Here is a 26,485-nt window from a genome sequence, read left to right as displayed (position 1 = left end):
AGGACAGCGCTATGAACACCGAGTTCTCCGGCAAGACCGTCGCCGTCACCGGTGCCGGCAGCGGGATGGGCCGTGCCGAAGCACAGCTGCTCGCCTCCCTCGGGGCGCATGTGTGGGTCGCCGACATCGACTCCACCGCCGGCGAAGCCGTCATCGACCAGATCCGGGACAAGGGCGGTGCCGCCGACTTCCACCGGCTCGACGTCACCGACCCCGACGCGTGGAGTCGATTCGCCGAGGTGATCGACGCCGCCGACGGGAACCTCGACGGACTGGTGAACAACGCTGGGGTGAGTTTTCGATACGGGATCGAGGACACCTCCGTCGAGGACTGGCGGCGGGTCATGGCGATCAACCTCGACAGCGTGTTCTACGGCATGCGGGCGTGCGCGCCGTTGCTCAAGTGCAACGGTGGTGGCTCGATCGTCAACATCTCCTCGATCGCCGGTATGCTCGGCTACTTCGCCGCCGCCTACGGCGCCAGCAAATGGGGCGTCCGCGGCCTGTCGAAGGTCGGCGCACTCGAGTTCGCCGAACACCACGTGCGCGTCAACTCGGTCCACCCCGGGCTCGTCGAGACGCCGCTGCTGACCTCGGGTACGACGGAATTCGTCGACGAGAGCCTGAAATCCGTTCCCGCCGGCCGGTCGGCCGACCCCGACGAAGTGGCCGAAACCGTCGCATTCCTGTTGTCGGACAGATCGACGTACATCACAGGCACCGAGATCGTCATCGACGGCGGCCTGACCTCCGGCGGCCTCTACCACCGCATCACCCGGGAGCTCGGCTGACATGTCACTCGAGGACAAAGCCGTCATCACCGACGTGCTGCACCGGTACGCCCGCTACGTCGACCGCGCAGACTTCGACCGCGTCGCCGAATGCTACTTCCCGGATGCCATCGACACCCACGGCGGCTACATCGGGACGGTCGACGGACTGATCGAGGACATGAAAACCCGGCACCGCACGATCGACTCCTCGATGCACTACATCAGCAACATCCTGATCGACCTGGACGGCGACACCGCGAACGTCGAATCCTACTGCCTGTGCTACCTGCGCCAGGCACCGGCCGACGGCGAGTCGACTCAGATGCTGAACACCATCAAGTGCCGATACATCGACCGGTTCGAGAAACGAAACAGCCAGTGGCGCATCGCCGAACGAATCGTCGTATTCGACGAATCACGACACGAGCGGATCGAGAACATCCTCGATCCGACCTGGGTGAGCGCCCGCAGGACGGCCGACGATTCCCTCTACACCGGGAAGCCGTAACCGGAACGCGCGCGAGGGAGGTGACCGCGGCGGCAGAAATCGCCACGCTCACCTCCCCCTCAGTTCGCAGAGAAATGCTCCCTGAACTGCGCGCATACTCCTTCTCGCTACCCGATACGCGATGCCCGCGGGGCGGCGGCGACCGCCACGGCGCGGTGTACATAGCCGACGGCGGATGGACCATCCAATAACCGCACGAGGAGCCCCAGCCCACCACGCCCGTGATGAAGCGCGGGACAGTGACACACTCGTGCACAACGTGTGGAGACCCGGCCGAATCCAGAAGAAGTGGATAAGCACGATTATCCATCACTAGCATTGCGGTACAGAAGGTTTGGTCGGCACCGCAGCCAAGCAAGGTGCCGTGGCGCCGGTGCCGCCCGGCGCCCGGGAACACACGTTCAGGCCCGTTCCTGGCCAGGACCGTCCCCGTCGATCAATCCGACCACGTCGGCGGCAGCGAACAGCATCCGGGCCGCGCCGGCACTGCCGACCCCACCGTGCCTGTACACACTCGTCCGGTACCGGGTTCCCACCAGTGGCTGCGCCCATATCACACGAAAATCGCTGTGGTGCAACCAGTTACGGAACACCGATAACGGATATTATGTCAAGTAAAACATTGTACGCTGCTCCTTCGGCTTGTCTGCCTCCGAGGTCAGCTCTTCGCTAAGAGCCCGTCCACTGCGGCTTCGGCCAGAGCTTCACCGAACTCGTCGGCACCGAGGCGGCCTTCGGGTGAGTACCACTCCGACGCGGAGGTGAGCATGCCGATCAGGGCAAGCACTGCGATGCGCTCGCTGCGCGCCTTCCGAAAAGTTCCCTCTGCCACTCCGGCTCGATAGATCTGCAGAAAGACATCCTCGTACTGTCTACGCAGCTCGACCACCTGTTCTCGGGCGCCGTCACCCAGGAATCGCCACTGGTGAAAAGCAACCCGGGTCTGTTCGAGGGTCTTCGCCAGCACCTTCACATGAGCCTTGACGGCGCCGCGCATTCGATCAGGAGCCGCATCTTTGGACTCGAGGAAGGGGCGGAGTTCCACAAGGTAGTTCGTGATGCCCTCGGTGACGATATCGGCAAGCAACTCTTCCTTGCTGCTGATGTGGGCGTACAGGCTGCCGGGCAGAAGTCCGACCGCATCCCCGATGTCTCGCATGCCGATGACGGGGAAGGTTCGCTCGCTGAACAATGCCAGGGCGGCTGCACGGATTTCCGCAGCCGAGATCGGGCCGCCCTTTGCGGAACGGCTGTTGTTTCGCCGCTGCCTCGGTGGCATGCTTCCTCCTCCCCCGTCCAGGACGGTCAGTTCTTACGAATGTAACCCAAACAAACAGTCGTTACCAAGCGACGAGGTCCAACTTCTGCTACTTCCCCCGCCACCGAACGTCGACCTCTACGGCACATCCTCGCCGAATGGACGCAGCCCGGCGAGAAGGATGTCTGCCAGCTTCCGCCCACTGTCGGCAGTGGCCGGATCGTCGGCGTGGATCCATTCCGGCGCCCAGTTCAGCGCGCCGAGAACCGTCAAGGTTGCGTAGCGAATGTCGAGGTCGGGGCGGAAGACCTGGGTCTCGGCGCCCTCGCGGATGGTGGTACGGAAGAACTCTTCGTAGCGACGCCGGGCGGCGATCACCTTGGCACGGGATTCGTCGCCCAGATACCGCCATTGGTGGAAGACGACGAGGGCCCGTTGTGGGTTTTCGGCGACGATGTCGATGTGGGCGCGGATGGCTTGTTCGAGGCGTTCGTCCGGTGCGGTGGCGGTGTCGAGGGACTCGACCGCAGCGACGAACCGGTCGATCCCGGTGGAGACGATCTCGTACAAGATCGCCTCTTTGCTCTCGACGTAGGCGTAGATGCTGCCCGGCAGCATGTCGACCGCCCGGGCGATGTCGCGGATGGAGGTAGCCGGGTAGTCGAGGTCACCGAACAGTGCCGTCGCCGCGGCGAGGATCGTCTCGCGTATGGCGGCGACGGCAGGTGCCCGGTCCGAGGTGCTCACAGTGTCACTGTAGTGAGGCATGAGCAGGTGCCGATGCCGCCGGCTCCTCGGGCCGGGAATCCGCGCCGTGTGTCCGATCCTCGTTGAAGCGTGGTGGACGCTTGTCGAGGAATGCCGAGACCCCTTCGAGCAGATCCGGCCCGTAGTGCAGGGCCGAGACCGCCCAGAAGCTGTTGGTCATCGAGGTGGCCAGGTCGACTTGCCACGTCGAGCGCAGGGCTTGTTTGGTGGCCTCGACCGCACGCCAGGACTTGGCTGCGATCTTGCCGGCCAGCGCCACCGCCTCGGGGATCAGGTCCTCGGGTTCGACGACACGGTTGACCAGCCCGATCTCGAGAGCGCGCTGCGCGTCGATGACGTCCCCGGTCAGCGCCAGTTCCGCCGCCATGCCCGATCCGAGCAGTCGCGGCAGGAAGTAGGAGCCACCGTTGCCCGGGGGAAGACCCATGTTGATGTAGGTCTCCCCCATTTTCGCTCTGGTGGAGCAGATGCGGATGTCGCAGGCCAAGGCGAAGTCGAGGCCCCCGGCCGTGGCGCCCCCGTTGATCGCGGCGATCGTCGGCAGCCGGGACGCGACGACCCGCTGGGTCAGGGGGAAAAGTACCCGGGCGTTGTAGGGTTCGTGCTCGACGCGGTGCTGATGCTCGAGGTAGTCCTTCATCGCCTTCAGATCGGCACCGGCGGAGAACTGCTTGCCGGCGCCGGTCAGGACGAGGGCACGGACGCTCTTGTCGGCCTCGAGCAGCGTCAAGGTCTCCACGAAGTCCCGGACCAGTTCCGGCACAACCCCGTTGCCCCGATCCGGGCGGTTGAGTGTCAGGACGACGACGCCGTCGTCGGCCTGCTCGTAGTACAGCGTTTCCAGGTCTTGCCGCACTGGTGTCTCCTTGGGTGCTGGATGGACGGTGCCGACGACGGTCACCGCGTGAGGAGGGTGGCGACGGTGGTGGCGTAGGCGCCCGCCATCCATCCGCCGGCATTGACCGCCAGCCCTACGCCGGCGCGTTCGACCTGCCGGGCTCCGGCTCGTCCGCTCAGCTGATCGAACAGTTCGACGATCTGGGCGCAGCCGGTGGCGCCGAGGGGATGTCCCCGGCTGAGCAGACCGCCGCTGACGTTGACCGGGGTACGGCCGCCGAGGGCGGTCTGCCCCTTGCGCAGCAGCAGGTGTCCTTCCCCGTCCTCGCACAATCCGATTTCGCTGTACTGCAGGATCTCCGACGGTGCTGCCGCGTCGTGAACCTCGATGACGTCGAGATCGCCGGGGCCGATGCCGGTGGCGTCGTAGACGGCGCGGGCAGCGCGGGCGACCGGTTCCGAGCCGGCGCCGTAGCCGGAGGCCAGGTCGATGCCCCGGATCTGACACGTGCCTGCCCCGCTGCGGTTGCGGTAGCGCTCGGACACGAGCACGACGGCGGCGGCGCCGTCGGTGGTCGGTGAGCACATCGGCAGGGTCAACGGGTCGACGATCAGGCGGGCACCGAGCACATCCTCGATCGTCTGCGGGGTCCCGAACTGGGCCCGCGGGTTGAGGGCGCCGTGACTGCGGTTCTTGACCGCCACGGCGGCGAAGTCCTCGACCGAGGCACCGTAGGTGTCGATGTACTCGCGGGCCTCGGCCGCGTAGACGTCGAGCAAAGCCGAACTCTTCAGTTCCTGGGCGGCAGCATCGGCGTCGAGTTCGGCGACATCGGTCGCGCCGCGGATGGCGGCGAAGGTGCGATGCTTCTCGCTGTGGGAGAGTTTTTCGACGCCGATGGCCACGGCCACGTCGCAGCGGCCGGCGCGGATGGCATCGTATGCCCCGAGCACCGCGCTGCTGCCGGAGGCGCACGCGTTCTCCACGTTGACCAGCGGTATTCCGGCCAGGGGGGTGTGGCGAAGTGCCACCTGGCCTCGGATCATCTCCTGGCCGGTGAGCAGGCCGGCCGCGCCGTTGCCGAAATACACCCGGCCGACCTGGCGGGCGTCGATCGCGGCGTCCGTCAAGGCTCCAGCGGCGGCCGTGGCCGCCATCTCGCCGAGGGTCTGGTCGGTGCGGCTGACGAACGGTGTCATGCCGACGCCGGCGATGAAAACTCTGTCCACGGCAAACTCCTGGTTCTGTGAGGCGGCCGGGTGCCGTGACGGTCGTGGCACTGTCGCGGCACCCGGCGGGCCGGGTTGTTACGGCTTCGCGGTCGCCACGCCGCGGGCGCCGCCGCCGACCTTGCGGTCGTGGCCGGCCCAGTAGCGGTCGCGGACCTCGCGGCGCAGGATCTTCCCGTAGGCACTGACCGGGAGTTCCGGTACGAACTCCACGGCTTTGGGTTTCTTGTATCCGGCCAGGTTCTCCCCGCAGAAGCGGATGAGCTCCTCGGCGGTGACCTGGTGGCCCGGTTCGGTCACGACCACGGCGTGCACGGCTTCGCCCCAGTACTGGTCGGGGATGCCGAAGACCACCACGCTGGCCACCGCGGGGTGGGTGATCAGTACTTCCTCGACCTCTCGGGGGTAGACGTTGTTGCCGCCCGAGACCACCATGTCCTTGGTCCGGTCCAGAAGGTAGAGGTAGCCCTGGTCGTCGAAGGTGCCCACGTCGCCGGTGTAGAGCCACCCCTCGCGCAGCGCCTCGGCGGTGGCCTCGGGATTGTTCCAGTACCCGCGCATGACGACGTCGCCGCGGACGATGATCTCGCCGGCTTGGCCGGGCGCGACGGGAGTGCCGTCGGCATCGACCACCCGCACCTCGACGTCAGTGCGGGCTGTGCCGGCCGATCCGAGGCGGGGATCGTCGGTGGACGCGAACCGGGCGTGCATCTCCCGGGTCAGTCCGGTGACCGTGATCGGGGCCTCACCCTGGCCGTAGATCTGCGCGAAGATCGGACCGAACGTCTCGACAGCGGCCTTGAGGTGCTCGAGGTAGATCGGGGCTCCGCCGTAGCAGACCGCCTTCAGGGTGCTCAGATCGAACCGGTCCGGGTCGTACTTGTCCAGGATCGCGACGATCTGGGTGGGGGCGAGGAAGGCGATGTGGGAGACCTGGTGCTGGGCGACGGTGTCGAACAGCAGTTCCGGGGAGAAGCTCAGCGCATCGAGGATGACATTGGTCGCGCCCCGGGCAATCGTGGGCAGCGCGACGATGCCGCTGCCGTGCGACAGGGGTGCGGCGTGCAGCACGACGTCGTCGTGGTCGATGTTGTAGACGTCGGCGAGGTAGTTCATCACCACCACGCGGCCGGTGCGGTGGGTCCAGGTGGCGCCCTTGGGGCGTCCGGTGGTGCCGGAGGTGTAGAACAGCCAGCTCGCGTCCTCGTCGGTCACCTCCACGGGCGCCTCGAGCGGCGTGGAGGAGTCGAGGAGGCGGTCGTACGGTTCGATGCCCGCCGTGCCCCCGACCTCGAAGCGCCACTGCATGCCGTCGAATTCGCCCAGGTGCTCGTCGATCTGGGTGGTGAAGGCGGTGCCGTGGATGAGTACCTTCGCTCCGGAGGAGCGGACGATGTAGCCCATCTCCTTGGGGTGCAGCCGGGCGTTCATCGGAACGGCGACCAGCCCGGCGGCCAGGCACCCGAAGACGGTCTCGAGGACCTCGGGACTGTTGTGCAGCGCGAAGGCGACCCGGTCTCCGCGACGCAGCCCGCGGGCGAGCAGTTCGCCGCCGATGCTCAGGGCACGACGGTAGAACTCGCGGTAGGTGACGGTCCGGGCCCCGGCCACGATGGCCGGGTGATCCGGGTGGTGGGTTGCGGACTTGGCGAGGAAGGTCGCGATGTTCATCTCGGGGGTAGACACGGCACCGGCTTCCTATTCCGCCCGGAACCAGGCGATATGGCGGCCTTCGTCCGGGGTGGTGTCGAACTGGACCCGCATGTCGCAGCGATAGGCGTCCCAGCCGCCGTTCGCATCGGGACGGAGACGGGCGAGGAGCTGGACGCCCTCGTCGAGCTTGACCACGCCGACCGCGTACGGCAGGTCGTCCTCGAATCCGGTTGGAGCCCCCACTCGCTGAATCGCGAAACTGTGCAGCTGTCCCGCGCCGGGAGTGGGCGTCCATCCGAGATCGGTGCTGCCGCAGGAGGGGCACACGTACTTCGGGTACATGATGGGGTTGTGGCATCCACCGCACTGCTGGATCACCAGTTCGCCTCGGCTCAGCGCGGCGTAGTACTCGTCGGTCAGAGAAGTCGTCATGTCGTCCCTCACTTGTCCACGCGCTCGAGCAGGAGCACCTGGCTGTCCATGTAGGTGCCGCCGGAACCGCCGCAGACGGCACGTCGGCAATCGGAAATCTGGCGGGCGTCCTCGGCGCGGCCGAGGAGCTGGCGGATGCCCTCCACCAGCAGGGCGGTGCCGCCGCCGACGCCGGTGTGCCCGGCCGAGAGCAGACCACCGTTGGTGTTGACCGGCAGGCGGCCGCCGGGTGAGAACTCCCCGGCGGCGAACAGCCGGGCGCCCTCGTGCAGTTTGCACAGGCCCAGGCCTTCGAGGCCGATGGTCAGCACGGCCGCGTAGGAGTCGTAGACCTGCGCGATGTCGGCGTCGTCGGGGCCCCAGCCTGCCTGTTCGTAGGCGAATTCGCCGGCGCGCCGCCATCCCATGGTGGCCAGGTCGTTCTCCTGACCGATGCTGTAGTGCGACACGCAGCCGCCGGAGCCGGCGATCCGGACCCACCGGTCGTGCGTCTTCCGAGCGTTTTCGGTGCTGGTCATCACGTACGCGGTGGCGCCGTCGGCGAGCATGGGGCACTCCATGGCGTGGATGGGATCGCACACCATCTTCGAGCCGAGTACCTGCTCGACGGTCAGGTCCTTGTCCTTGTACATCGCGTTGGGGTTGAGGCGAGCCCACTGGCGCAGGGCGACACACACCGCGGCCATCTCTTCCGGAGTCGAGCCGGAGGCGGCCATGTATCGCTGGGTGATCAGGGCGCCGACCGCGTTGAAGGTCAGGCCGGTGGGGCGCTCCCATTCGCGGGGGATACCGTAGCCACTGAGCATGTCGACCATGTCCGCGACGGGGGCCGAGCCCCACTTGTCGGCCTGGACCACCAGTACGTTCTTGGCCTGTCCGCTGGCGATCAGGCCGGCGGCGGTACGGGTGATGTTGTCGCTGGTCGATCCGCCGGAGTGCAGCATGGCGCTGGCCTTGGCGCGGCCGTGCAGGCCGAGTTCCTCCACCACCCGGGAGAAGATGAGGTCGGCCTGATCGTCCGCGGAGTGCAGGCACGGGATCAGCAGCACCGTGTCGATGTCGGAGATCTGCAGGCCGGCGTCGTGGACCGCGGCGACCGCGACCTCGACGAGGGAGCCGATGAAGGGGCGGTTCGGGTAGCGCCCGGAGGGGATTTCGGCGATGCCCACGAAAGCTGCTTCGAGGGGGTTTCCCGCCATGGGGTTGAAACCGAGATCTGTCGCAGAGAGTGTCATGTGTCAGCCTTCCAAGGGGCTACGTCGCTTGGCCAGCAGCACCATTCGAACGGTCATCACCGTCTCGTCGTGCTGGTTGACCACTGTGTAATCGAGGGAGAGGATGCCCTGGTCGGGCTTTCGTGCGGGTTCGGCAGCCACCACTTCGACCCGGACGTGCACGGTGTCGCCGGGACGCACCGGCTTGAGGGCACGGATCGACTGGACCTCGCGCATCGCGACGATGGCTTCACCATAGAAGCCGGCCAGGGCCACCAGACCCACCGCGATACAGAAGGTGAAGGGCCCGTGCGCGATTCGGGTGCCGAACTGGGTTCGGCTGGCGTACTGCTCGTCGGTGTGCAGGGGATAGTGGTCGCCGGTCAGGCCGGCGAACATCGAGATGTCGGACATGTCCACGGTGCGGCCACCGGTGACACAGACCGTGCCGACCGGGAAGTCCTCGAAGTAGCGGTCGACGTGAAAGGTCCCCGCCTCGGCTGCGGTCGAGGGTGCTGTGCTGGTCACTGTTCGGACTCCATTCCCAGATCGATGGCGGCGAGCGCTTCGTGCGCGAGGCCGAGACTCAGGTCGGCTTCCATGACCCGCCGCAGCTGACGGGTCAGCACCTTGCGGGCATACCGGCGGGCCAGGAGCGGTTTCTCGGCGATACCGCGGGCGAGTTCCCAGGCGCGGGGCAGCAACTCCTGTTCGGTATGGACCTCGTTGACCGCGCCGTAGTCGAGGGCGGTGCGGGCGTCGAGCTCCTGGCCGGTCAGCAGGAAGTAGCGTCCACGGTTCGAGCCCAGCACGTGCGGCCACACCACGTGGGCACCGTCGCCGGGCACGATGCCCGACGGGAAGTGCGGTCCGTCCTGGAAGGTGGCCGACTCGGCGGCGAGGACGATGTCCGACATGACCGGGATCTCCGGGTGGTTGGTCACCGGTCCGTTGACCGCCGCGATGACCGGCACCTCGATGCTCAGCAGGTTGCTGAGCAGGCGCTGGCCTTCGAAGATGATCTCGTCCCAGTCGTGCGGGGTGCCGAGGTTGAACGAGGTGAAGTCGATCTCGTTGCAGAACGAGGAGCCGGTGCCGGTGAGGATGACGACCTTGTTCTCCCGGTCGCACGCGATGTCGTGGAAGCAGTAGGCCAACTCGTCGTGTGCGGTGGAGGTCCACACCAGGCTCTTGCCCTCGGTGTGGACGGTGACCAGGAGAACGCCACCGTCCCGTTCGAGGCGGACGTTCTCGTACTTCTGTGAGTACTCCTGGAAGGGGGTGGCCAATTGCTTCATCGAACTTCCTCCGTTCGAGTCACCGAGGAGCGGTGAACAATCATTTGTTTTTTGACTGTAACATCAGGTGAGGCCGGTAACAAGACCGCTGTACTCGTCGGAAACCGGGTAGAGAACAATCAGCTGTCATGCCGTGGTGTCCGCACTGCACGGCCACCCATTCGAAAGGAGGCGCCATGCCCCGGCAGTCCCGTGCCCGCGCTTCGGCACCGAAGAAACCGACCAAGCAGGAACGGCTCATGGCGGCAGCGGTGCGCCTGTTCAGCCGGCAAGGCTATGCCGGTACCTCCGTGCGGGATCTCGGCGAGGCGCTGGGAATCCAGCCGGGCAGCGTGTACGCCCACATCGACAGCAAGCACACGATGCTGGTCCACCTCGTCGAGAGCGGCATCGACCAGTACCTCGACGCCGTGGCCGAGTTGCCCGGCACTCCGACCGAACAACTGCGGCATTTCGTCGAGGCCCACGTGCGGGTCGTGGCCGAAGACGTCAACCGCGCCCGAGTCGTCTACCACCAGTGGCGCCACATCCAACCGCCGGAGCGCACCCGGATCGTGGCCAAGCGCTACGCCTACGAACACCGCCTCCGGGACATCATCGACGCCGGGGTAGCGGCCGGCGAATTCGCCCCCGACCTCGATCGTGCGACCGCCGTACGCGCCGTCCTCGGCATGGTGAACTGGTGCCCGGAATGGTTGCCCGCGGACGGCTCGGAACCGGCAGAAGGGGTCGGCGCGGGCGTGGCCGAGATCGTGCTGGCGAGCGTACGCGTCGGCCACGGCGCAGCCCACACCTAGTCGGGCCGGACGACGACGGCCCCGACGAGCGAGTCCGGCACACCGGAGTCGACGCACCGAGTGTGCATCAGCCAGCGGCCGTCGACCTTGACGAACTCGTCGCGGTACCGCCCCAGGGCGACCAGACGCACGGTCTCGCCGTCGACCCGCAGTGCCAGCACGTGCGCGCTGCCCCGCGCCCGATCCGTGGACACCGTCTCCACCAGGATGTTGCTGACGAAGTGATGGGTACCGGCGGACCGTTGGGTCGCGGCGGCGAAGAACTGCGCCAGTGCCTTCTTGCCCTCCACCGGTTGCCGCCCCGTGACGGTGAATGTGCCGTCCTCGGTGAACAATTCGATGCATCCTGGGACGTCCCCGGTGTCGAAAGACGTCGAGTAGCGCGCGTACAACTCGGTGATCGCCACCCGGTCCGCTACGGGGAGGGTACGTTCGATATCGATGCTCACAGGCACCTCCTGATCGTGAGAATCGCCGTCAGCCGACGGCGCCGGCCGCGACCTGCTTCTGAAAGGCCAGACGCGCCTCGAGGAATTCGCGGGGACTGTTGGAGGCGAACACCCCGGTGACGGTGCTCCCGCAGCGCAGGTGCGCGACGAACTTCCCCTCGTCCATCGATCCACTGAGCACGTCCACTTCGGCGTCGGTACCGCCGGCACCGACGAACTGCAATCGGTGGCCGTGTTGCTCGGTCCAGAAGAACCCGTCGCCCGGGTCGTGGGAGCGCTCGGCCTCCATCAACGCGTGGGCGGTGCGGCGGGCGCTGTCGGCGGCGGCCGTCCAGTGCTGCAGGTCCTCGTGCTCGGCACCGACGTGCATGCACACGATGTCCCCGACACCGAAGACGAACGGATCGCTGGTGCGGCCGTCGACGTCGCACACCAGGCCGCGGTCCACCTCGAGCCCGGCCTCGCGCAACCACTGCAACTCGCGGCTGACGCCCACCCCCACGGCCACGATGTCCGAGGAGCGGCAGGTGCCGTCGTCGAGGGTCAGAGTCACCCCCGTGGCGGACTCGTCCACCGACGACACCACGACCGAATTGGTCAGGCGCACCCCGTGCGCGGTGTGCAGCTCTGCCAGCCACCGGGACAGCCGGCGACCGACGAGGCCGATCATCGGTCCTTCGTCGGCGGCCACGACGTCGACCTCGAGACCGAGGTGGCGGGCCGACGAGGCCACCTCGAGCCCGATGAAGCCGGTTCCGACCACCGTGATCCGGGAGGCGTCGGCCAACGCCGTGCGTAGCGCACGGGCATCGTCGACGGTACGCAGGTAATGGATGCGCGCTGAGGGCGACAACCCCGGCAATCGGCGGGCCTGCGCCCCGGTGGCCACCACGAGGCGCCCGTAGGGCACGGTGGTGCCGTCGGCAAGGGTCAGACGGCGACAGGCCGGATCGAGCGCGACGACTTCCGAATCCAGATGGATCTCGAGGTCGAGTCTCGCCAGGGCCTTGTCGTGGAGCAACTGCAGGCCGTCGGTGTCGAGTTCACCGGTCAGAAAGTCCTTCGACAGCGGCGGACGGTCGTACGGCGGTTCGGACTCGTTCGAATACAGACGGATCGGCCCGTCGTAGCCCAGGGTCCGCAGCCCCTGCGCGGCCCGCACGGCGGCCAGGCCACCGCCGACGATGACGATGTCGTTGGAGGGTGGGGCCATGGTCATCTCACCGTTTCGACGCGTTGGGCCAGCACTTGGGTCGCCCGCTGCACCAGGCGGAACTTCTGCACCCGGCCTGTCACGGTGACCGGAAGCTCGTGCTCGGCGACCACCAGGACATGGGCCGGCACCTTGAATCGGGCGAGCAGATCGCGGCAATAGGCGATCAACTCGTCTTCTTGGATCGAGGCGCCGTCGGCAGGCACGACGAAGGCACATCCGACTTCGCCCATGCGCTCGTGCGGGACGCCGACCACGTGCGCCGCCTTCACCGCCTCGTGGCGGTTGAGCACGGCCTCGATCTCCGACGGGAGCACCAGCTCACCACCGCAGCGGTACGACTCCTTGATCCGACCGGTCAGCGTGAGGTAACCGTCTGCGTCGAGGCGACCGAGGTCGCCGGTGCGCATCCATCCGTCCGCGGTGAACAGCGCCGCGGTCTCGGCGGGCTTGTTGTAGTACCCGGGGGTGACCGCCGGGCCTCGCACCACGAGCTCACCGATCTCTCCCACCGGCAGATCGGCGCCGGTGTCGGTCGCGATCACCTTGTACACCGCCACGGCAGCGCCGAGGTCGCGGTCGCCGGCGGCGCCGGCGGGTTTGACGGTGCCGTTGGTGGTCTGGAACCGGATCAGCGCGTCTCCCGGCAGCGTGCACATCGTCGACGCGGTGGTCTCACTCTGCCCGTACGCGGTGAACAGTTCCTCGACGCCGAGCACGTCGAGCATGCGCTGCCACATCTCCGGGCTGTGGGCGGTGCCCGAGGAGAACATCGTCGACAGGGGCGAGAGGTCGTAGGTTCCCTCGGCGGCCGCGTCGAGCAGCCGGGAGGTCATAGTCGGCACGCAGATGAGTTCGTCGATGGCGTGGCGTGAGACCGACGCGAGCATGGCCGCCGGATCGAACGTCACCTGTGGTACCACGGCACCACCGACGAACATCACCGCCACCATCGCCTCGATGTAGCCGAAGACGTGGTACATCGGCAGGGCGTAGCCGATGCGCCGCCCGTCCTGGAAGGCCCGCGTGTAGGCCGAGCTGTAAGCGGTGCGGGTCACCGCATCATGAACGAGCATGACCCCCTTGGGTTTGCCCGTGGTCCCGGACGTGTACAGGATGTCCGAGACGGTCCGCGCGCCGACCCCGCGAGTGACCGCGAGCACCTGCTCGTCGGGGATCGAGGCGCCGGCGGCCTCGAGGCAGGACAGCGGGGCGCCGCGGCGGGGATGGTCCGAGGTCACGGCACGGACGAAGACGTGCCGCAGCCGGGGCAGGGCCTCTCCCCCGCCGTTGTCCTCCCAGCCCGGAGCGATCCGGTCGAGGCAGTCCAGATAGTCGAGCCCTCTGAACTCGTCCATTGTGATCAGCACGCTCGCATCGGACTGGCGCAGCACGTAGGCGAGTTCTTCGTGCCGAAGCAGGTAGTTGACCGCGACGGAGACCGCGCCGATCCGGGCGATGGCCAGCTTGAGGGCGATGAAGTCGGCGAAGTTCGCCATGTCCACGGCGACATGGTCGCCGGGACGCACACCGACCGCCATCAGTCCGGCGGCGAGTCGAATAGTCCACCGGTGCATGTCGGTATAGGTGTAGGTGCGGTCGTCGGTCAGGACGAAGGGACGCTCGGGGTACTCGGCGGCGGCCTCGTCGAACAGTTGGGCGGTGGTACGCGGCCGCCACGGGGCGTACCGCTGCTCCAGCGCCGAGCGGCGCTCGGTCGGCGTGTCAGGATTCATCTCGGCAGGTCTCCGGTTCACGGGAGGGTGTTCTCGGCGGACACGAGGGCACGGATCTCTTCGGGGGCGAAGCCGGCCTCACGGAGGATGTCCTCGGTGTGCTGGCCGAGCGGCGGTGGTGAGACGAGCGGCAGGTCGCGGTCTCGGTCGAGCGGCAGGCGCACCTGTGCGGCAGCGGGGTCGTCGACCACCAGTGCGCGTTCCTTGGTCAACGGGTGGGCGAGGGCCTCCTCGAGGGAATGGACGGGACCGACCGGCACCCCGACGGCTGCGATGCGCTCGAGCCAGTAGCCGGACGATTGGGTGACGAACACCTTCTCGAGTTCGGTGGTGAGGTCCTCGCGGTGGTGCACCCGATCGGCGACGGTCGCGAATCGCGGATCGTCGGCGAGTTCCGCGGCTTCCATTGCCGAGCAGAGTTTCCGGAAGAGTCGGTCGGTGGCGGCGGCGACCATGATCGATCCGTCGGAGGTGGGGAACTCCTGGTAGGGCGCGGTGCTGGGGGCGGCCGATCCCAGTCGTTGCGGGTGGAAGTCGGCGGCCACGAGGCCGATGATCTGGTGGCACATCATGAACAGGCCGCTGTCGATCAGGGTGGATTCGAGGCGGACCGGACCGTCCTGACGGGGCCGGTTGGCCAGCGCGGCCATGATCGACATGCCGGCCCACATCCCGGTGGAGATGTCGACGACGGAGGGGGCGGTGCGGGCCGGGCGGCCTTCGGGACTGCCGGTCAAGCTCATGATCCCGGTGAAGGCTTGCACCAGCGCGTCGTAACCGGGACGGTCATGGCCGAGTTGCCCGCGGCCGAAAGCGCTGATCGAACAGTAGATCACTCGGTCGTTGACGGCGGTGACGTCGTCGAATCCCAGGCCCAGTCGCTCGGCGACACCGGGCCGGAACGACTCGACCACCACATCGACGTCGCGGGCGAGGCGCAGGACGGCGTCTCGCCCCTGCCCGGTTGCGAGGTCGAGGGCGACGCTGCGCTTGTTGCGGTTGACTGTGGAAAACACCGTTCCGGTGCCTTCCCGTTGCGGCGGGAGCAGCCGAGTGGAATCGCCGCCGACGGCACGTTCGATCTTGATCACGTCGGCGCCGAGGTCGGCCATGATCATGCACGCGAGCGGACCGGCGATGTTCTCGCTGAGGTCGAGGACTCGGATGCCCTGGTACGTGTGTTGCAGACCCATCTACGCTCACATCTTTCCATGGTGCCCGACTGAGAACACCGGGGCGGACGGTGCTGAAAAACAATCACTTGTTTATTGCTATCAGATGCGGTTAAGGTGGTCAAGAGCACAGCGTCCTCCGCATGCCATCCCCGTCACACCCCAGGAGTACCCATGGATTTCCGTTTCACCGACGAGCAGCAGATGTGGTACGAGACCGTCCACGCCTTCATGGAGCGTGAGGTCGGGATCGAGTACATCCGCAAGCACGACGAGGCCCGCGCGTTCCCGGAGGAGGCGTACCGGAAGATTGCCGAGCGCGGATGGCTCGGGTTGCTCATCCCGGAGCAGTACGGCGGCCTCGAAGCCGATCCAGTGATGTACGCGATCTTCTGCGAAGCCATCGCCAAGTACAGCCTCGACTTCGCCGCGGCGATCATGACCTCGATGTTCACCGCCACCAACATTGCGTTCCACGGCACCGACGAGCAGCGCCAGAAGTACCTGCCGGACTTCATGGAAGGCAAGATCAAGTTCAGCATCTCCATTACCGAACCCAATGCCGGTTCCGATGCCGCCGGCCTGCGCACCCGCGCCGTCCAGGACGGTGACTCGTGGATCATCAACGGCAACAAGGTGTTCTGCTCCGGAGCCCACCTCCCGGGCACCGTCATCGCCGTCATGGCCCGCACGTCCGAGGACAAGCACAAGGGTCTGAGCATGATCCTGGTGCCCAACACCACCGAGGGCGTCGACGTCCGCAAACTCGACACCATCGTCCGCCGCAGCCTCGGCACGACGGAGATCTTCTTCACCGACGCCCGGGTCCCAGTGGAGAACATCATCGGCCAGCCGGGCGACGGCTGGACCGTCGTCGGCAGCCACCTCGAATGGGAGCGCCTGAGCCTGGCAGCCACCTACGTCGGCAACGCCCGCACCGCCCTCGACGACACCATCCGCTACACCAAGGACCGCACCCAGTTCGGCCGGCCACTGTCGTCCTTCCAGGTGCTCAAGCACCGCATGGCCGAGGACGAGTGCGAGGTCGAGGCCGCGCGCCTACTGGTCTACAGCGCCGCCACCAAGCTCGCCCGCGGGGAGAAGGCGCTCAAGGAGGTCTCGATCGCCAAGGTTTTCGCCGCCAAGACCGCCTTCCAGGTGGCCACCAACGGCATGCAGGCCCTCGGCGGTTACGCCACGCTGCCCGAGTACGACATGGAGCGCTACTTCCGCGAGGCCAAGCACGGCATGGTCGGCGGCGGCACCAACGAGATCCAGCACAGCATCATCGCCAAGCAGATGGGGCTCTGACCGGCCTCGAACTCCCCTGCAAGCCCCATACGCGTGACACATATCCGCGGACAGGTGCGGCGAAGTAAAAACAAACGATTGTTATTGTCTGGGGCTCGATCGACGCAGCGAAGCGGCTCGCCTGTTCGGCCGCCCGGAACGCTCGCCACCAGGCCAACGAGAGGAAGTGCAATGACGAAAAAACCCGATTTCGACGCAGTGGTGATCGGCGCGGGATTGACCGGTCTGTACCAGACCTATCGACTGCGCGAGATGGGCTACTCCGTCCTGGGCGTCGAAGGGTCGGACGACATCGGCGGTGTATGGCACCACAACCGCTATCCGGGCGCCCGCATCGACTCGGAGAGCGAAGTGTACGGCTACTTCTGGAACGAACAGCTCATGCAGGAGTGGAACTGGTCCGAACGTTTCGCCGCCCAACCGGAAGTGCTCGAGTACATCCATCGCGCGGCCGAGATCATGGACATCCGCAAGGACTACATCTTCAACGCCAGGGTCAACAAGGCGGTGTTCGACGACGAGAGCAACTCCTGGACACTCGAATTCGAACAGCAGTATCGCGCGCCGGTGACGGCACGCTTCGTTTTCTCGGCCCTCGGACCGCTGTCTGCGCCCCAGATGCCCAACGTGCCCGGCATCAACACCTTCAAGGGCGAGAGCTATCACACGGCGAACTGGCCGCGCGACCCCAACGGGTTCGGTCCGGCCAAGCTGGACTTCTCCGACAAGCGCGTCGCCGTGATCGGCTTGGGATCGACCGGTGTACAGGTGATTCAGGAGATGGGCAAGGTGGCGAAGAGCCTCACGGTTTTCCTGCGCTCACCGAACTGGTGCACCCCGCTGGGCAACGGTCCCATGACGCAGGAGCGGATGGACTACATCAAATCGCACTACAACGAGTTCACCGCCAAATGCGATGCGTCCATCGCCGGCTTCCCACACGAATTCATTCCGGAAAACCTGTTCGATGTTCCGGAAGAGGAGCGCGACGCCAAGCTGGAGGAACTGTACCAGGGGCCGGGCTTCTCACTGTGGCTCGGCGCGTATCAAGATGTCCTGTCCGACCCTGCGGCCAACAAATACGTCTCGGATTTCGTAGCGCAGAAGATCCGTGAACGGGTCAAGGATCCCCGTGTCGCTGAACTGCTGATACCCAAGGATCATGGTTTCGGGATGAAGCGAGTTCCGCTCGAGACCAACTATTACGAGGTCTACAACCAGGATAATGTCTCGGTTGTCGATCTGAACACGACGCCGATTACCGAAATCACGCCCGAGGGCATCCAGACCACCGATGACTTGCACGAGTTCGACGTCATCATCTATGCCACCGGCTTCGACGCGGTCAAGGGAGCGTGGAATCGCATCGACATTCGCGGCACGGACGGCGTTGCCCTGAAAGACGCATGGGCTGACGGCGTCACCACCTACATGGGCATGCAGTGCCCCGGATTCCCCAATTTCTTCCTGCTGGTCGGGCCGCAGAGCGGCGCCACCTTCTGCAACATTCCACGCTGTTCGGCACTCGCTGTCGATTGGCTGAGCGACATGATGGCCCATGCGAAGGAAACCGGCATCCAGCGCATCGAGCCCGATCTTGCCGCGGCCGAAAACTATACGCTCTACTGCACCAAGTTGCTGGGCAAGCTGCTGCTGGGCCAGACCAACTCCTGGTTCACCGGGATCAACAAGAACATCGAAGGACGCGACAAGCGCGAGGTGTTGCTGTTCGTTGGTGGCAATCCCAGGTTCCGGGCGTACTGCGAGGACGTAACCCGCAACGGCTACAAGGGATACATCATGTCCTGATCCTGCGACGCCTCGGCTCATAGCGAAGCAAGGGCGCTGAGTGCGCAAAGAAGAATCATCGAATCTGCAGCACTGGCCAAGTGATCTAAACAAAAAGGAGCATAGCCAATGACTCGACTTTCCGGTAAGACGACGGTGGTGACCGGAGGCGGACGCGGCTTGGGTTCTGCCATCTCAACCACTCTGGCAGCCGAAGGTGCCCATGTCCTCGTGGTTGACAGGAACAAGGAGGCAGCCGATGTCGTCGTTGCAAGTATCAAGGCCTCGGGCGGTTCGGCCTCTGCCGAGCAACTGGACATAAGCGACCGTGAGGGCGTCACGGCCTTTGGCGGTCGCGTACTGGACCAGTACGGAAAAATCGATGTTCTGGTCAACAATGCGGGCATCGCGCCCCGTATCAGGCCGAACGACCCCGATCAGGCGGAAAAGTGGGATCAGGTCATCGACGTGAACCTCACCGCACAGTGGGACATCACCATTGCGCTGCTGCCCGCGCTGAAGCACGCTGGCGCAAGCGTGATTTTCCTCTCGTCGATTGCCGGGTTCACGGCGCCGAGATCAAGCGCCGCCTACGGCGCCTCCAAGGCGGCCGTCCGTTCACTGGTCCAGTATTTCGCGCGCACGCTCGGACCGACGGGGGGCCGGGCCAACGGACTGGCACCGGGCCGGATCAAGAGTGACTTGATGACGGTCGATGGCGAGGCGGGCGAAAAGTTCCTTCAACGGCTACCACTGGGTCGCGTCGGCGAGACCGAGGAGATTGCCGGTCCCGCACTGTTCCTCGCCTCCGACATGTCGTCCTATGTGACGGGAGTCACGATCCCTGTCGACGGTGGTTACCTGGCGCTCTGATCGGCGATGGCGTGTCGGGTGCGCCCCGCGACGATGGATATGCGGTCGGAGACGCTGGATTATCGCTAGCTGATCCGGGTTTGCAACCCATTGCAATCATGAAAGAAGAAGACACATGGGACTGACCGAGATCGAGCCGTTCCTGCCGGCGAATCTCACGCAGATCGGCGGTGGCCTGAACCGGCCGGAATGCGTGCTGGCAGCAAGCGATGGCTCGCTCTACACCGGCGATTGGACGCTGGGTATCGCGCGGATCGCGCCCGACGGGACCACCGGCCCCGCCGTCGAGGCAGATCTGATTGCGCAGGGCTTCCGGCCGAACGGCATCGCGCTGACTGCAGACGATGACTTCCTGTTCGCCAACATGGGTAGGGCGGGGGGCGTCTGGCGGGTCGGACGGCGTGGTGCGGTCCGCCCCTTCGCGACCGAGCTCGACGGGACCGCTGTACCGCGCACCAATTTCGTGCTGGTGGACGGTGACCGGGCCTGGATCACCATCAGCTCGTTGGGACGCAAGCACGACCACTTCACCGCGGAAGAGAACACCGGGCAGATCCTGCTGGTGCACGATGGCAACGTCACCGTTGCGGCAGAGGGGCTGAACTGGACGAACGAACTACGGCTCTCGCCCGACGGCAAGTACCTTTTCGTCAACGAGACCTTTGCCTGCCGCACCACCCGGTACGACGTTGCGGCAGACGGCCTGTTGAGTAATCCCGTCCGGATCACCTACCCAGGTGACACCTACCCCGATGGCATGGCATTCGATGCGGAGGGCGCGCTCTGGATCGTCTGCGTCATCTCCAACCGCCTGATCCGCATCGCACCGGATATGACCTGGACCGTCGTGTTCGAAGACGTCGATCGCAGTGAGCTGGACGCGATCGCCTCGGCCCATGCCGAGCGACGCCTGACCTGGGATCAGATTTCGCACAGCCGTGGGTCTCGTGTGTCCAACCTGTCCAGCATCGCTTTCGGAGGACCGGATCTGAAGACACTCTATCTGGGTGGGCTCGGCAATCGAGAGGTGCAGGTGTTGCGGTCTCCGGTAGCGGGAATGCCCATGGAGCATTGGCGATGAGGCCCTCGGCTCAGGTTTTGTGGTTCCTGCTGTTCGCGCGCCTGTGAACTGGGGTGATGGGGTCGGTAGAGGAGCCCCGTCGCGGCACCGACGACTGTCCCACCGAATCGATCGTCGTCGGCGAGTAGGTCGCACCGTCGATCCGCCACCGGCCGTCGGGGGCCGACATCGCCCATACGGGCGGTTCTGCGGGACCGAGTGATCGGAAAGAGATTCGTGAGCAGAGAACTGAACGGCAAGGTCGCCGTCGTCACCGGTGGCGCGGGCGGGATCGGCCGCGCCGTCACCGAAGCGTTCGTCGACAACGGCGCCGTGGTGCTCGTCGGAGACATCGATGACCACCGCGGCGCCGAAGTAGCCGACACCCATCCCGGTTCGATCGTGTTCCACCACACCGACGTCACCTGCGAGACCGACATCCAGGCTCTCGTTGCCGCCGCGGTCGACACGTTCGGCCGGATCGACATCATGGTCAACAACGCCGGCGCACTCGGCGACCAGGGTCGCCTGCTCGACGTCGACGCCGACTCCTTCACCCGCACCAGCGATCTGTTACTACGATCGGTGTTGCTGGGGCACAAGCATGCCGGGCAGCGCATGAAGGCCCAGGGCACCAGCGGCAGCATCGTCTCGATATCGAGTATCGCCACGACACTGGCCGGCATCGGATCGGTGTCCTACTCGGCCGTCAAGGCCGGAATCGAGCAGATCGCCCGCGCCGCCTCCCGCGAACTGGGCCGCTACGCAATTCGCTCCAACGTCATCACCCCCGGTGTCATCCTGACCCCCATCCTCGCCCAGGCCACCCGCCTCGGCCCCGAACGCCACGACGAGTTCCTCGACCGACTGGCCCCACGGCTGGGCGAGTTGCACCCACTCGGTCGTGCCGGCACAGTCCAGGACATCGCCGACGTGGCTGTGTTCCTCGCTGGTGACCGCTCCGGATTCGTCACCGGCCAAACTCTCACCGTCGATGGCGGTCTGACCTCCGTATGGGCTCACGACCTGGCCGCTCTCGTCCGGGAGGTGCTGGGCACGATGACCGAAGGGCAGGAGCCTCTTCGAACCCCACCGTCCGGAACCGCCGAGATCCGCTCCGGGACGGTGACCGAGCCGACGGATCGCTTTGAAACTTCTTGACATTCCCCGAGTGGGAGCGCACAGTGTGACGCAGAAAACAATCAATCGTTTTTCATGGCGTCGGTCCGACTCACTGATGCCCGCCACGGTGGAAGCACCGTCGTCCAGGACGAATCCGTCCGGGCACGGAACGTCAGGGCGCACCTCGATCGAGGTCACCGTCCCGTCGGTCCCACCCACCCGCCCGCAGCTACCGACCTAGTGCCCGCCGAGCCGGCGGGCACGGCGCTGCCCTGGGTGGGACGCCATCATCCCGTCACCGTTCCACGAGGGAGCAGAAGGTATGGATGTCATCAGCAAGATCAATTCAACGACGATGAGGCCTTATCAGTGGCTCATCGTTGTCTTGTGCATGTTTTGCAACATGCTCGACGGCTTCGATTTCTTCGCCATGGGCTTCGTGCTGCCTCATCTCCCGGCAGACTTCGCCGCCCCCAGCGAAAAGGGATACCTGATCAGTGCCGGACTCCTCGGCATGGCGGCGGGGGCGATCTTCGTCGCTCCTCTGGCGGATCGCTACGGCCGGCGCCTTCTGATCCTGGCGGGCCTGACCCTGAACATCGTCTCGATGGTCACGACCGCCCTGGCACCGAACTCTGCGGTCATGCTCGGCGGCCGCTTCCTCACCGGCATCGGTGTCGGCGTCATCAGCGCCACCATGATCGTGGTGGCCCAGGAGTACTCCTCGGCCGCGCGCCGCAATTTCGCCATCGGCATCGTCACCGTCGGATTTCCCTTGGGCAGCACCCTCGCCGGCCTTACCGGCGTGTCCCTCATGTCGATCTTCGGCGGGGCATGGCAGGCGATGTTCTGGGTGGGGGCCGCCGTCAGCTTCCTCGGACTCGTCCTGGTCGCCGCGCTGCTGCCCGAGACCCTGACCTTCCTGCTGACCACCGACAAGCCGGGGGCACAGGACAAGGTCGCTCGCATCGCGACGAAACTGGGCCTGGATTACACCCCCACCGAGCAGCAACCGCAGTCGTCGACCACCGTCGCTCCCCCCGCCCCCAGCAAGCCTCGGGTGCTCAGCGCCGAACTGCGCGAGCGCACCGTACTGCTGTGGATCGGCTACGCCTTCCTCACCGCGGCGTATTACTTCGTCGGCACCTGGACGCCGCAGCTGATCGCCGACGCCAGCGGCAGCACCCAGGACGGCGCCATCGCCGGCACGATCATCAGCATCGGCAGCCTCGCCGGATCGATCGTCTTCGGGCTCATCGGCCTGAGATTCCTCGCCACCCGTATCGCCTGGATGGCACTGAGCCTGGCCGTGGTCAGCCTGGTGCTGTTCACCGTCACCATGGGCGGACCCCTCGCCCTCGTCATGGCCACCGCACTCGGACTGGCTGTGTTCGTGTCCGTGTCCTCCTACACCGCCATGGCACCACCGATGTACCCGGCGCTCGCCCGCGCTCGGGGTTACGGCCTGATGGTCGGTATCAGCCGTATCGGCGCGATCATCACCCCGATCCTGGCCGGCTACGCCTCCGAATCCGTTGCCCCCAAGTACATCTTCCTGGCGGCCTCGATCCCGCTCGCGATCTCGGCCCTGGCCGCTCTGCGTCTGTGGTCGATCACCCGTACCCAGTTCACCGCCGAACTCGCGGACGCAGCCGCGCTACACGAGGCGGCGCAGACTCTGGACACGGAATCGCGTACGGCCGTCCGGTAGGCGACACGTCCTCGGGCCAGACGATCCGCAGAGCCCGCCCCGGAATAACCGGCACAGCACTCGATCCCCACAACTCGACGGAAGGAACCACGATGTCCTCGACAGGTGACGATCCCACGGTCTGTGGCGGCCGGACCGCCGAGCGGATCACCAAGGTTGATCACGTCGCCTTCGCGGTCTCGTCGATGGCCGACGCCGCAACGTTTTTCCGTGACGTGATCGGCGGGACGTTCCTGTGCGGCGGGGACAACGACGAGACCGGGATCCGGCTGACGCACTGGATGCTACCCGGGTTCAAACTGGAACTGATGCAGCCGCTGCGCAGCGATTCGCTCATCTCCGAAGCGATGCGCCGCCGCGGTCCGGGTTTTCACCACATGACGTTCCTGGTCGACGACATCCCGCGCACGGTCGAGGCCCTGCGCACCGACGGGTGCGAACCCATCGACACCGACACCCGCCTATCGGCCTGGAGCGAAACGTTCCTCTCGCCTCGAGTCACGTTCGGAGCGCTGCTCCAGTTCGTCAGTACCGATCTGCGGTGGGACACCCCTACCCAGGATTACACCTGCGAGGACGTCCTCGCCGGCCGCATCGTGTGGCGGGACTACATCGCCTGTGTACGCGAGGACCACCCGATCGCCTGATGCGCCCCGCTGGACGACAAGGAGCAGTGATGACCGCCAATCCCGAGATCGAGAAGACCCCGTCCGTGACCGAGCTGGCCGCCTCGGTTCGAGAGCTGCAGGACAGGCAGAGCATCCGCGACTGCCTGATGACCTATTCACGGGCGGTGGACCGGCTCGATCGCGAATTGCTGCTGTCGGTTTACCATCCCGACGCCATCGACGACCACGGCGTCTTCGTCGGAAGCCCGGAGGAGTTCGCCGACTGGGCGATCGACATGCACACCCGGACCCACCTGTCCCACCAACATGCCATCTTCAACATCACCTGCGAGCTCGACGGCGATGTCGCCCACACCGAGACGTACTACATGTTCGTCGGGCTCAACCGTGAGGGAACACCCCTGACCATGAGCGGTGGCCGCTACCTCGACCGATTCGAAAAACGCGACGGCCACTGGGCGATCGCCGCGCGCGCCTGCATCCGGGACTGGGCACCGCTCGACTCGATCCCCGACCAACTCGACCAGGCCGCGATGACAGTGGTGAAGAACCTTCCGGAACGGACGAAGACCCTCATGCGGACGGGTCCCCAGCCTCGCCGAGACCGGTCGGACATCTCCTATCAGCGTCCGCTGACCATCGATCCCTCACGCCTCGGCGGCTGAGCCGCCGACGACGCCGTCACCACCCAGATCAGTCTCACAACAACACCACCCATCGAGCAATCGTCCCAGGAGGGATCCACATGAACAGACTGCAGGACAAGGTCGCCTTCATCACCGGAGCCGGCCGCGGGCAGGGACGCGCACACGCCGTGCGCCTGGCCGAGGAGGGCGCGAACATCATCGCCGTCGATCTCTGCGCGAACATGGCGAGCGTCCCGTACGACCTGGCGACCCAGGACGACCTCGCCGAAACCGCCCGGCTCGTCGACAAAGCCGGCGGACGGATCATGACGCGAACGGCAGACGTGCGGGACCTCGACTCTCTGCGCACCGCCGTCGACGCCGGCGTCGCGGAGTTCGGCCGCCTGGACATCGTCGTGGCCAACGCCGGGATCTGGTCCAGCTCTCCCTTCCTCGACATGCCCGAACAGATGTACCACGAGATGATCGATGTACAGATGCACGGCCCCTACAACACCTGTCGTGCCGCCCTCCCCCACATCGTCGACGGCGGCCGCGGCGGCTCGGTGATCATCATCAGTTCGACCGCCGGGATGCGAGGCTTCCCCAACCAGGTGCACTACAACATGGGCAAGCACGCCGTCGTCGGCCTCATGCGGACCTTGGCGAACGAGTTCGCCCCCCAGTTCATTCGCGTCAACACCATCCACCCCAGCTCCGTCGACACGAAGATGATCCAGAACGACGCGATCTGGTCCGCTTTCGCACCGGGAGTGGAGAATCCCACGTTCGACGACTTCGGTGCCACCTTCACCGCCATGAACCTGCTGCCGGTGCCCTGGATGGAGCCGGAGGCGATCGCGGGTGCGGTCGCATGGTTGGCGTCGGACGATGCGAAGTACGTCACCGGCGCCACCATCCCCGTCGATGCGGGCTATCTCGGAAAGTACAACTGAGGCGGCAGACCCTGCGTGCGGGCAACCCGCGGTCCTCGTGATCTCGGGGTGTGTCCGCGAGCGACGGCGAGACAGCCACGCCCGCCTCCACCACGGGCGATGAGTCACTGCGCCGAGATCGAGCCCGACAGCGCGGAGCGTCCCGCCGGCGGCGCTCGCAAGCCCCAGCTCCGCCGGCGGGACCGGGTGAGGCAGACCCTGTATGCGGGCCTGACTCACCGTCGTGAAAAGGACGACGAGTTGGACGAAGAGGGCGGAAGCCCCGCACAGGCGCGAGAAGAAATCCTGATCGAGGGCAGCACGGACGACGCTCCGGCATCGGTGGAGTCGCCGGCGAGCATTCGTAGCAGACACATAGTGGACGCGATCGCCCTGAACACCATGCGCATTCTGCCCAGCTTTCTGGTCAGCGCGATGAGCGAGACCATCCGATCCGAGCTGCACCTCGACGAAGCTGTCCTCGGCTTCGCGTTCTCCGGCTATCGGCTGGTGGCGTCCGTTGCCGCGTATCCGATGGCCGTACTCGCAGACCGATGGGGCGCCGTGAGAGCACTGCGCGCCGCCGGCCTCGGTGCGTTCGCCCTGAGTCTCGTCTTCACGTGGGCTGCGCACTCCGGTGCGGGTTTGGTACTCGCCCTCGCGGTGGTCGGACTCGCTCCGGCCTTGGCCACACCCGCCGTGAACGTGGTGATCACGTCCGGTGTGCGCGTCCAACGACGCGCACTTGCGTTCGCGGCGGCAAGCGCCAGTCCGGTGGCGGCGCTGATGGTGGCCGGAGCGACCGCGCCGGTGCTGGAGGAATTGCTCGGTGGCGGCCTGCCATCGGCATCGGGGGTCTGGCCGCCGCGCTGATCGCAGTGTGGCTACGCGAGGCACAACCGCAACGGACGCGTTCCGTCCCGGCCGCTGCTCCGGAGAAGGTGTCGTTGCGTCCCTCTGGTGGTGATGATGACCGGGGTCCTGGCCGGCAACGTGGCGTTGGGCGGCGCCACGGCCTTCGCGGTGATCGCCGCTCCCCCTGCCGGCCTGGACATCGCGTCCGTCTCGTTCGTCGTTGCCGCCTGTGCCTGT

At 66.1% G+C, this 26,485-nt stretch carries 26 protein-coding genes; 13 read left to right on the top strand and 13 right to left on the bottom strand.

Annotated elements, in window-relative coordinates; all coding sequences use genetic code 11:
• Positions 1-11: 11 nt before the first annotated feature.
• Positions 12-791, top strand: a complete 780-nt coding sequence (locus OEY_RS0121985) for an SDR family NAD(P)-dependent oxidoreductase (RefSeq protein ID WP_010595922.1) — start codon at positions 12-14, stop codon at positions 789-791.
• Between the two features lies 1 nt (position 792).
• Positions 793-1,281, top strand: a complete 489-nt coding sequence (locus tag OEY_RS0121980; RefSeq protein ID WP_010595921.1) for a nuclear transport factor 2 family protein — start codon at positions 793-795, stop codon at positions 1,279-1,281.
• A 658-nt stretch (positions 1,282-1,939) separates the two neighbouring features.
• Here OEY_RS0121980 and OEY_RS0121970 read toward each other — a convergent pair.
• From OEY_RS0121970 to camK, 9 genes are all read right to left on the bottom strand, one after another.
• Positions 1,940-2,560, bottom strand: a complete 621-nt coding sequence (locus OEY_RS0121970) for a TetR/AcrR family transcriptional regulator (protein ID WP_162294069.1) — start codon at positions 2,558-2,560, stop codon at positions 1,940-1,942.
• Positions 2,561-2,677: 117 nt separating this feature from the next.
• A complete protein-coding gene (locus OEY_RS0121965; protein WP_099528114.1) occupies positions 2,678-3,286 on the bottom strand; it encodes a TetR/AcrR family transcriptional regulator in 609 nt (202 codons plus the stop codon).
• Between the two features lie 4 nt (positions 3,287-3,290).
• Positions 3,291-4,163 carry an enoyl-CoA hydratase/isomerase family protein gene (locus tag OEY_RS0121960; RefSeq protein ID WP_010595918.1) on the bottom strand — a complete coding sequence of 291 codons (873 nt, stop codon included), beginning with the start codon at positions 4,161-4,163 and terminating at the stop codon, positions 3,291-3,293.
• A gap of 41 nt (positions 4,164-4,204) precedes the next feature.
• The gene (locus tag OEY_RS0121955; protein ID WP_010595917.1) at positions 4,205-5,374 is read right to left on the bottom strand and encodes a thiolase family protein; all 1,170 of its coding nucleotides are present in this window, start codon (positions 5,372-5,374) and stop codon (positions 4,205-4,207) included.
• A gap of 78 nt (positions 5,375-5,452) precedes the next feature.
• Entirely contained in the window at positions 5,453-7,060 is a 1,608-nt protein-coding gene (locus OEY_RS0121950) for an acyl-CoA synthetase (RefSeq protein ID WP_010595916.1), read from the bottom strand.
• A gap of 12 nt (positions 7,061-7,072) precedes the next feature.
• A complete protein-coding gene (locus OEY_RS0121945; RefSeq protein WP_006942967.1) occupies positions 7,073-7,459 on the bottom strand; it encodes a Zn-ribbon domain-containing OB-fold protein in 387 nt (128 codons plus the stop codon).
• 8 nt (positions 7,460-7,467) lie between these two features.
• Positions 7,468-8,694: a thiolase family protein gene (locus OEY_RS0121940; protein WP_029540159.1), complete on the bottom strand. Its 1,227-nt coding sequence runs from the start codon at positions 8,692-8,694 to the stop codon at positions 7,468-7,470.
• A 3-nt stretch (positions 8,695-8,697) separates the two neighbouring features.
• Positions 8,698-9,201 carry a MaoC/PaaZ C-terminal domain-containing protein gene (locus tag OEY_RS0121935; protein ID WP_010595914.1) on the bottom strand — a complete coding sequence of 168 codons (504 nt, stop codon included), beginning with the start codon at positions 9,199-9,201 and terminating at the stop codon, positions 8,698-8,700.
• On the bottom strand, positions 9,198-9,971 hold the full coding sequence (gene camK, locus OEY_RS0121930; protein WP_010595913.1) for a 6-oxocamphor hydrolase: 774 nt from the start codon (positions 9,969-9,971) through the stop codon (positions 9,198-9,200). The genes OEY_RS0121935 and camK overlap by 4 nt, the downstream gene beginning before the upstream one ends.
• Positions 9,972-10,147: 176 nt before the next feature.
• Here camK and OEY_RS0121925 point away from each other — a divergent pair, with 176 nt between their 5' ends.
• Positions 10,148-10,768, top strand: a complete 621-nt coding sequence (locus OEY_RS0121925) for a TetR/AcrR family transcriptional regulator (protein WP_010595912.1) — start codon at positions 10,148-10,150, stop codon at positions 10,766-10,768.
• Here the strand turns inward: OEY_RS0121925 and OEY_RS0121920 are convergent.
• The 4 genes from OEY_RS0121920 to OEY_RS0121905 are packed head-to-tail and all read right to left on the bottom strand — an operon-like array spanning position 10,765 to position 15,359.
• Entirely contained in the window at positions 10,765-11,217 is a 453-nt protein-coding gene (locus OEY_RS0121920; RefSeq protein WP_010595911.1) for a nuclear transport factor 2 family protein, read from the bottom strand. The genes OEY_RS0121925 and OEY_RS0121920 overlap by 4 nt on opposite strands.
• A 28-nt stretch (positions 11,218-11,245) precedes the next feature.
• Entirely contained in the window at positions 11,246-12,430 is a 1,185-nt protein-coding gene (locus OEY_RS0121915) for an NAD(P)/FAD-dependent oxidoreductase (RefSeq protein ID WP_043805674.1), read from the bottom strand.
• Between the two features lie 2 nt (positions 12,431-12,432).
• Positions 12,433-14,166 carry a class I adenylate-forming enzyme family protein gene (locus OEY_RS0121910; RefSeq protein ID WP_010595909.1) on the bottom strand — a complete coding sequence of 578 codons (1,734 nt, stop codon included), beginning with the start codon at positions 14,164-14,166 and terminating at the stop codon, positions 12,433-12,435.
• A 17-nt stretch (positions 14,167-14,183) separates the two neighbouring features.
• Positions 14,184-15,359: a CaiB/BaiF CoA transferase family protein gene (locus tag OEY_RS0121905; protein ID WP_010595908.1), complete on the bottom strand. Its 1,176-nt coding sequence runs from the start codon at positions 15,357-15,359 to the stop codon at positions 14,184-14,186.
• 153 nt (positions 15,360-15,512) lie between these two features.
• Between OEY_RS0121905 and OEY_RS0121900 the strand changes: the two genes are divergently transcribed.
• The 10 genes from OEY_RS0121900 (at position 15,513) to OEY_RS0121855 (ending at position 26,266) form a co-directional block, all read left to right on the top strand.
• Positions 15,513-16,649, top strand: a complete 1,137-nt coding sequence (locus tag OEY_RS0121900) for an acyl-CoA dehydrogenase family protein (RefSeq protein WP_010595907.1) — start codon at positions 15,513-15,515, stop codon at positions 16,647-16,649.
• A gap of 171 nt (positions 16,650-16,820) precedes the next feature.
• Entirely contained in the window at positions 16,821-18,458 is a 1,638-nt protein-coding gene (locus OEY_RS0121895; RefSeq protein ID WP_010595906.1) for a flavin-containing monooxygenase, read from the top strand.
• A 108-nt stretch (positions 18,459-18,566) separates the two neighbouring features.
• Positions 18,567-19,310 (top strand): SDR family NAD(P)-dependent oxidoreductase, encoded by a 744-nt coding sequence (locus OEY_RS0121890; protein ID WP_029540158.1) that lies wholly within the window; start codon positions 18,567-18,569, stop codon positions 19,308-19,310.
• 115 nt (positions 19,311-19,425) lie between these two features.
• Positions 19,426-20,391: an SMP-30/gluconolactonase/LRE family protein gene (locus OEY_RS0121885; RefSeq protein WP_010595904.1), complete on the top strand. Its 966-nt coding sequence runs from the start codon at positions 19,426-19,428 to the stop codon at positions 20,389-20,391.
• Positions 20,392-20,607: 216 nt separating this feature from the next.
• On the top strand, positions 20,608-21,531 hold the full coding sequence (locus OEY_RS0121880; protein WP_010595903.1) for an SDR family NAD(P)-dependent oxidoreductase: 924 nt from the start codon (positions 20,608-20,610) through the stop codon (positions 21,529-21,531).
• A gap of 364 nt (positions 21,532-21,895) precedes the next feature.
• Positions 21,896-23,203 (top strand): MFS transporter, encoded by a 1,308-nt coding sequence (locus OEY_RS0121875; protein ID WP_010595902.1) that lies wholly within the window; start codon positions 21,896-21,898, stop codon positions 23,201-23,203.
• Between the two features lie 92 nt (positions 23,204-23,295).
• Positions 23,296-23,850 (top strand): VOC family protein, encoded by a 555-nt coding sequence (locus tag OEY_RS0121870; RefSeq protein ID WP_010595901.1) that lies wholly within the window; start codon positions 23,296-23,298, stop codon positions 23,848-23,850.
• A 29-nt stretch (positions 23,851-23,879) separates the two neighbouring features.
• Complete coding sequence (locus OEY_RS0121865) at positions 23,880-24,497, top strand: nuclear transport factor 2 family protein (RefSeq protein ID WP_010595900.1); 618 nt, start codon at positions 23,880-23,882, stop codon at positions 24,495-24,497.
• Positions 24,498-24,577: 80 nt separating this feature from the next.
• On the top strand, positions 24,578-25,414 hold the full coding sequence (locus OEY_RS0121860; protein ID WP_010595899.1) for a mycofactocin-coupled SDR family oxidoreductase: 837 nt from the start codon (positions 24,578-24,580) through the stop codon (positions 25,412-25,414).
• Between the two features lie 186 nt (positions 25,415-25,600).
• On the top strand, positions 25,601-26,266 hold the full coding sequence (locus OEY_RS0121855) for an MFS transporter (RefSeq protein ID WP_157180007.1): 666 nt from the start codon (positions 25,601-25,603) through the stop codon (positions 26,264-26,266).
• Positions 26,267-26,485: the final 219 nt, after the last annotated feature.

Origin of the sequence: Rhodococcus sp. P14 (assembly GCF_000256505.1) — a bacterium.
Classification (GTDB): Bacteria; Actinomycetota; Actinomycetes; order Mycobacteriales; family Mycobacteriaceae; genus Rhodococcus; species Rhodococcus ruber.
This window is presented reverse-complemented; position numbering and strand designations above follow the sequence as displayed.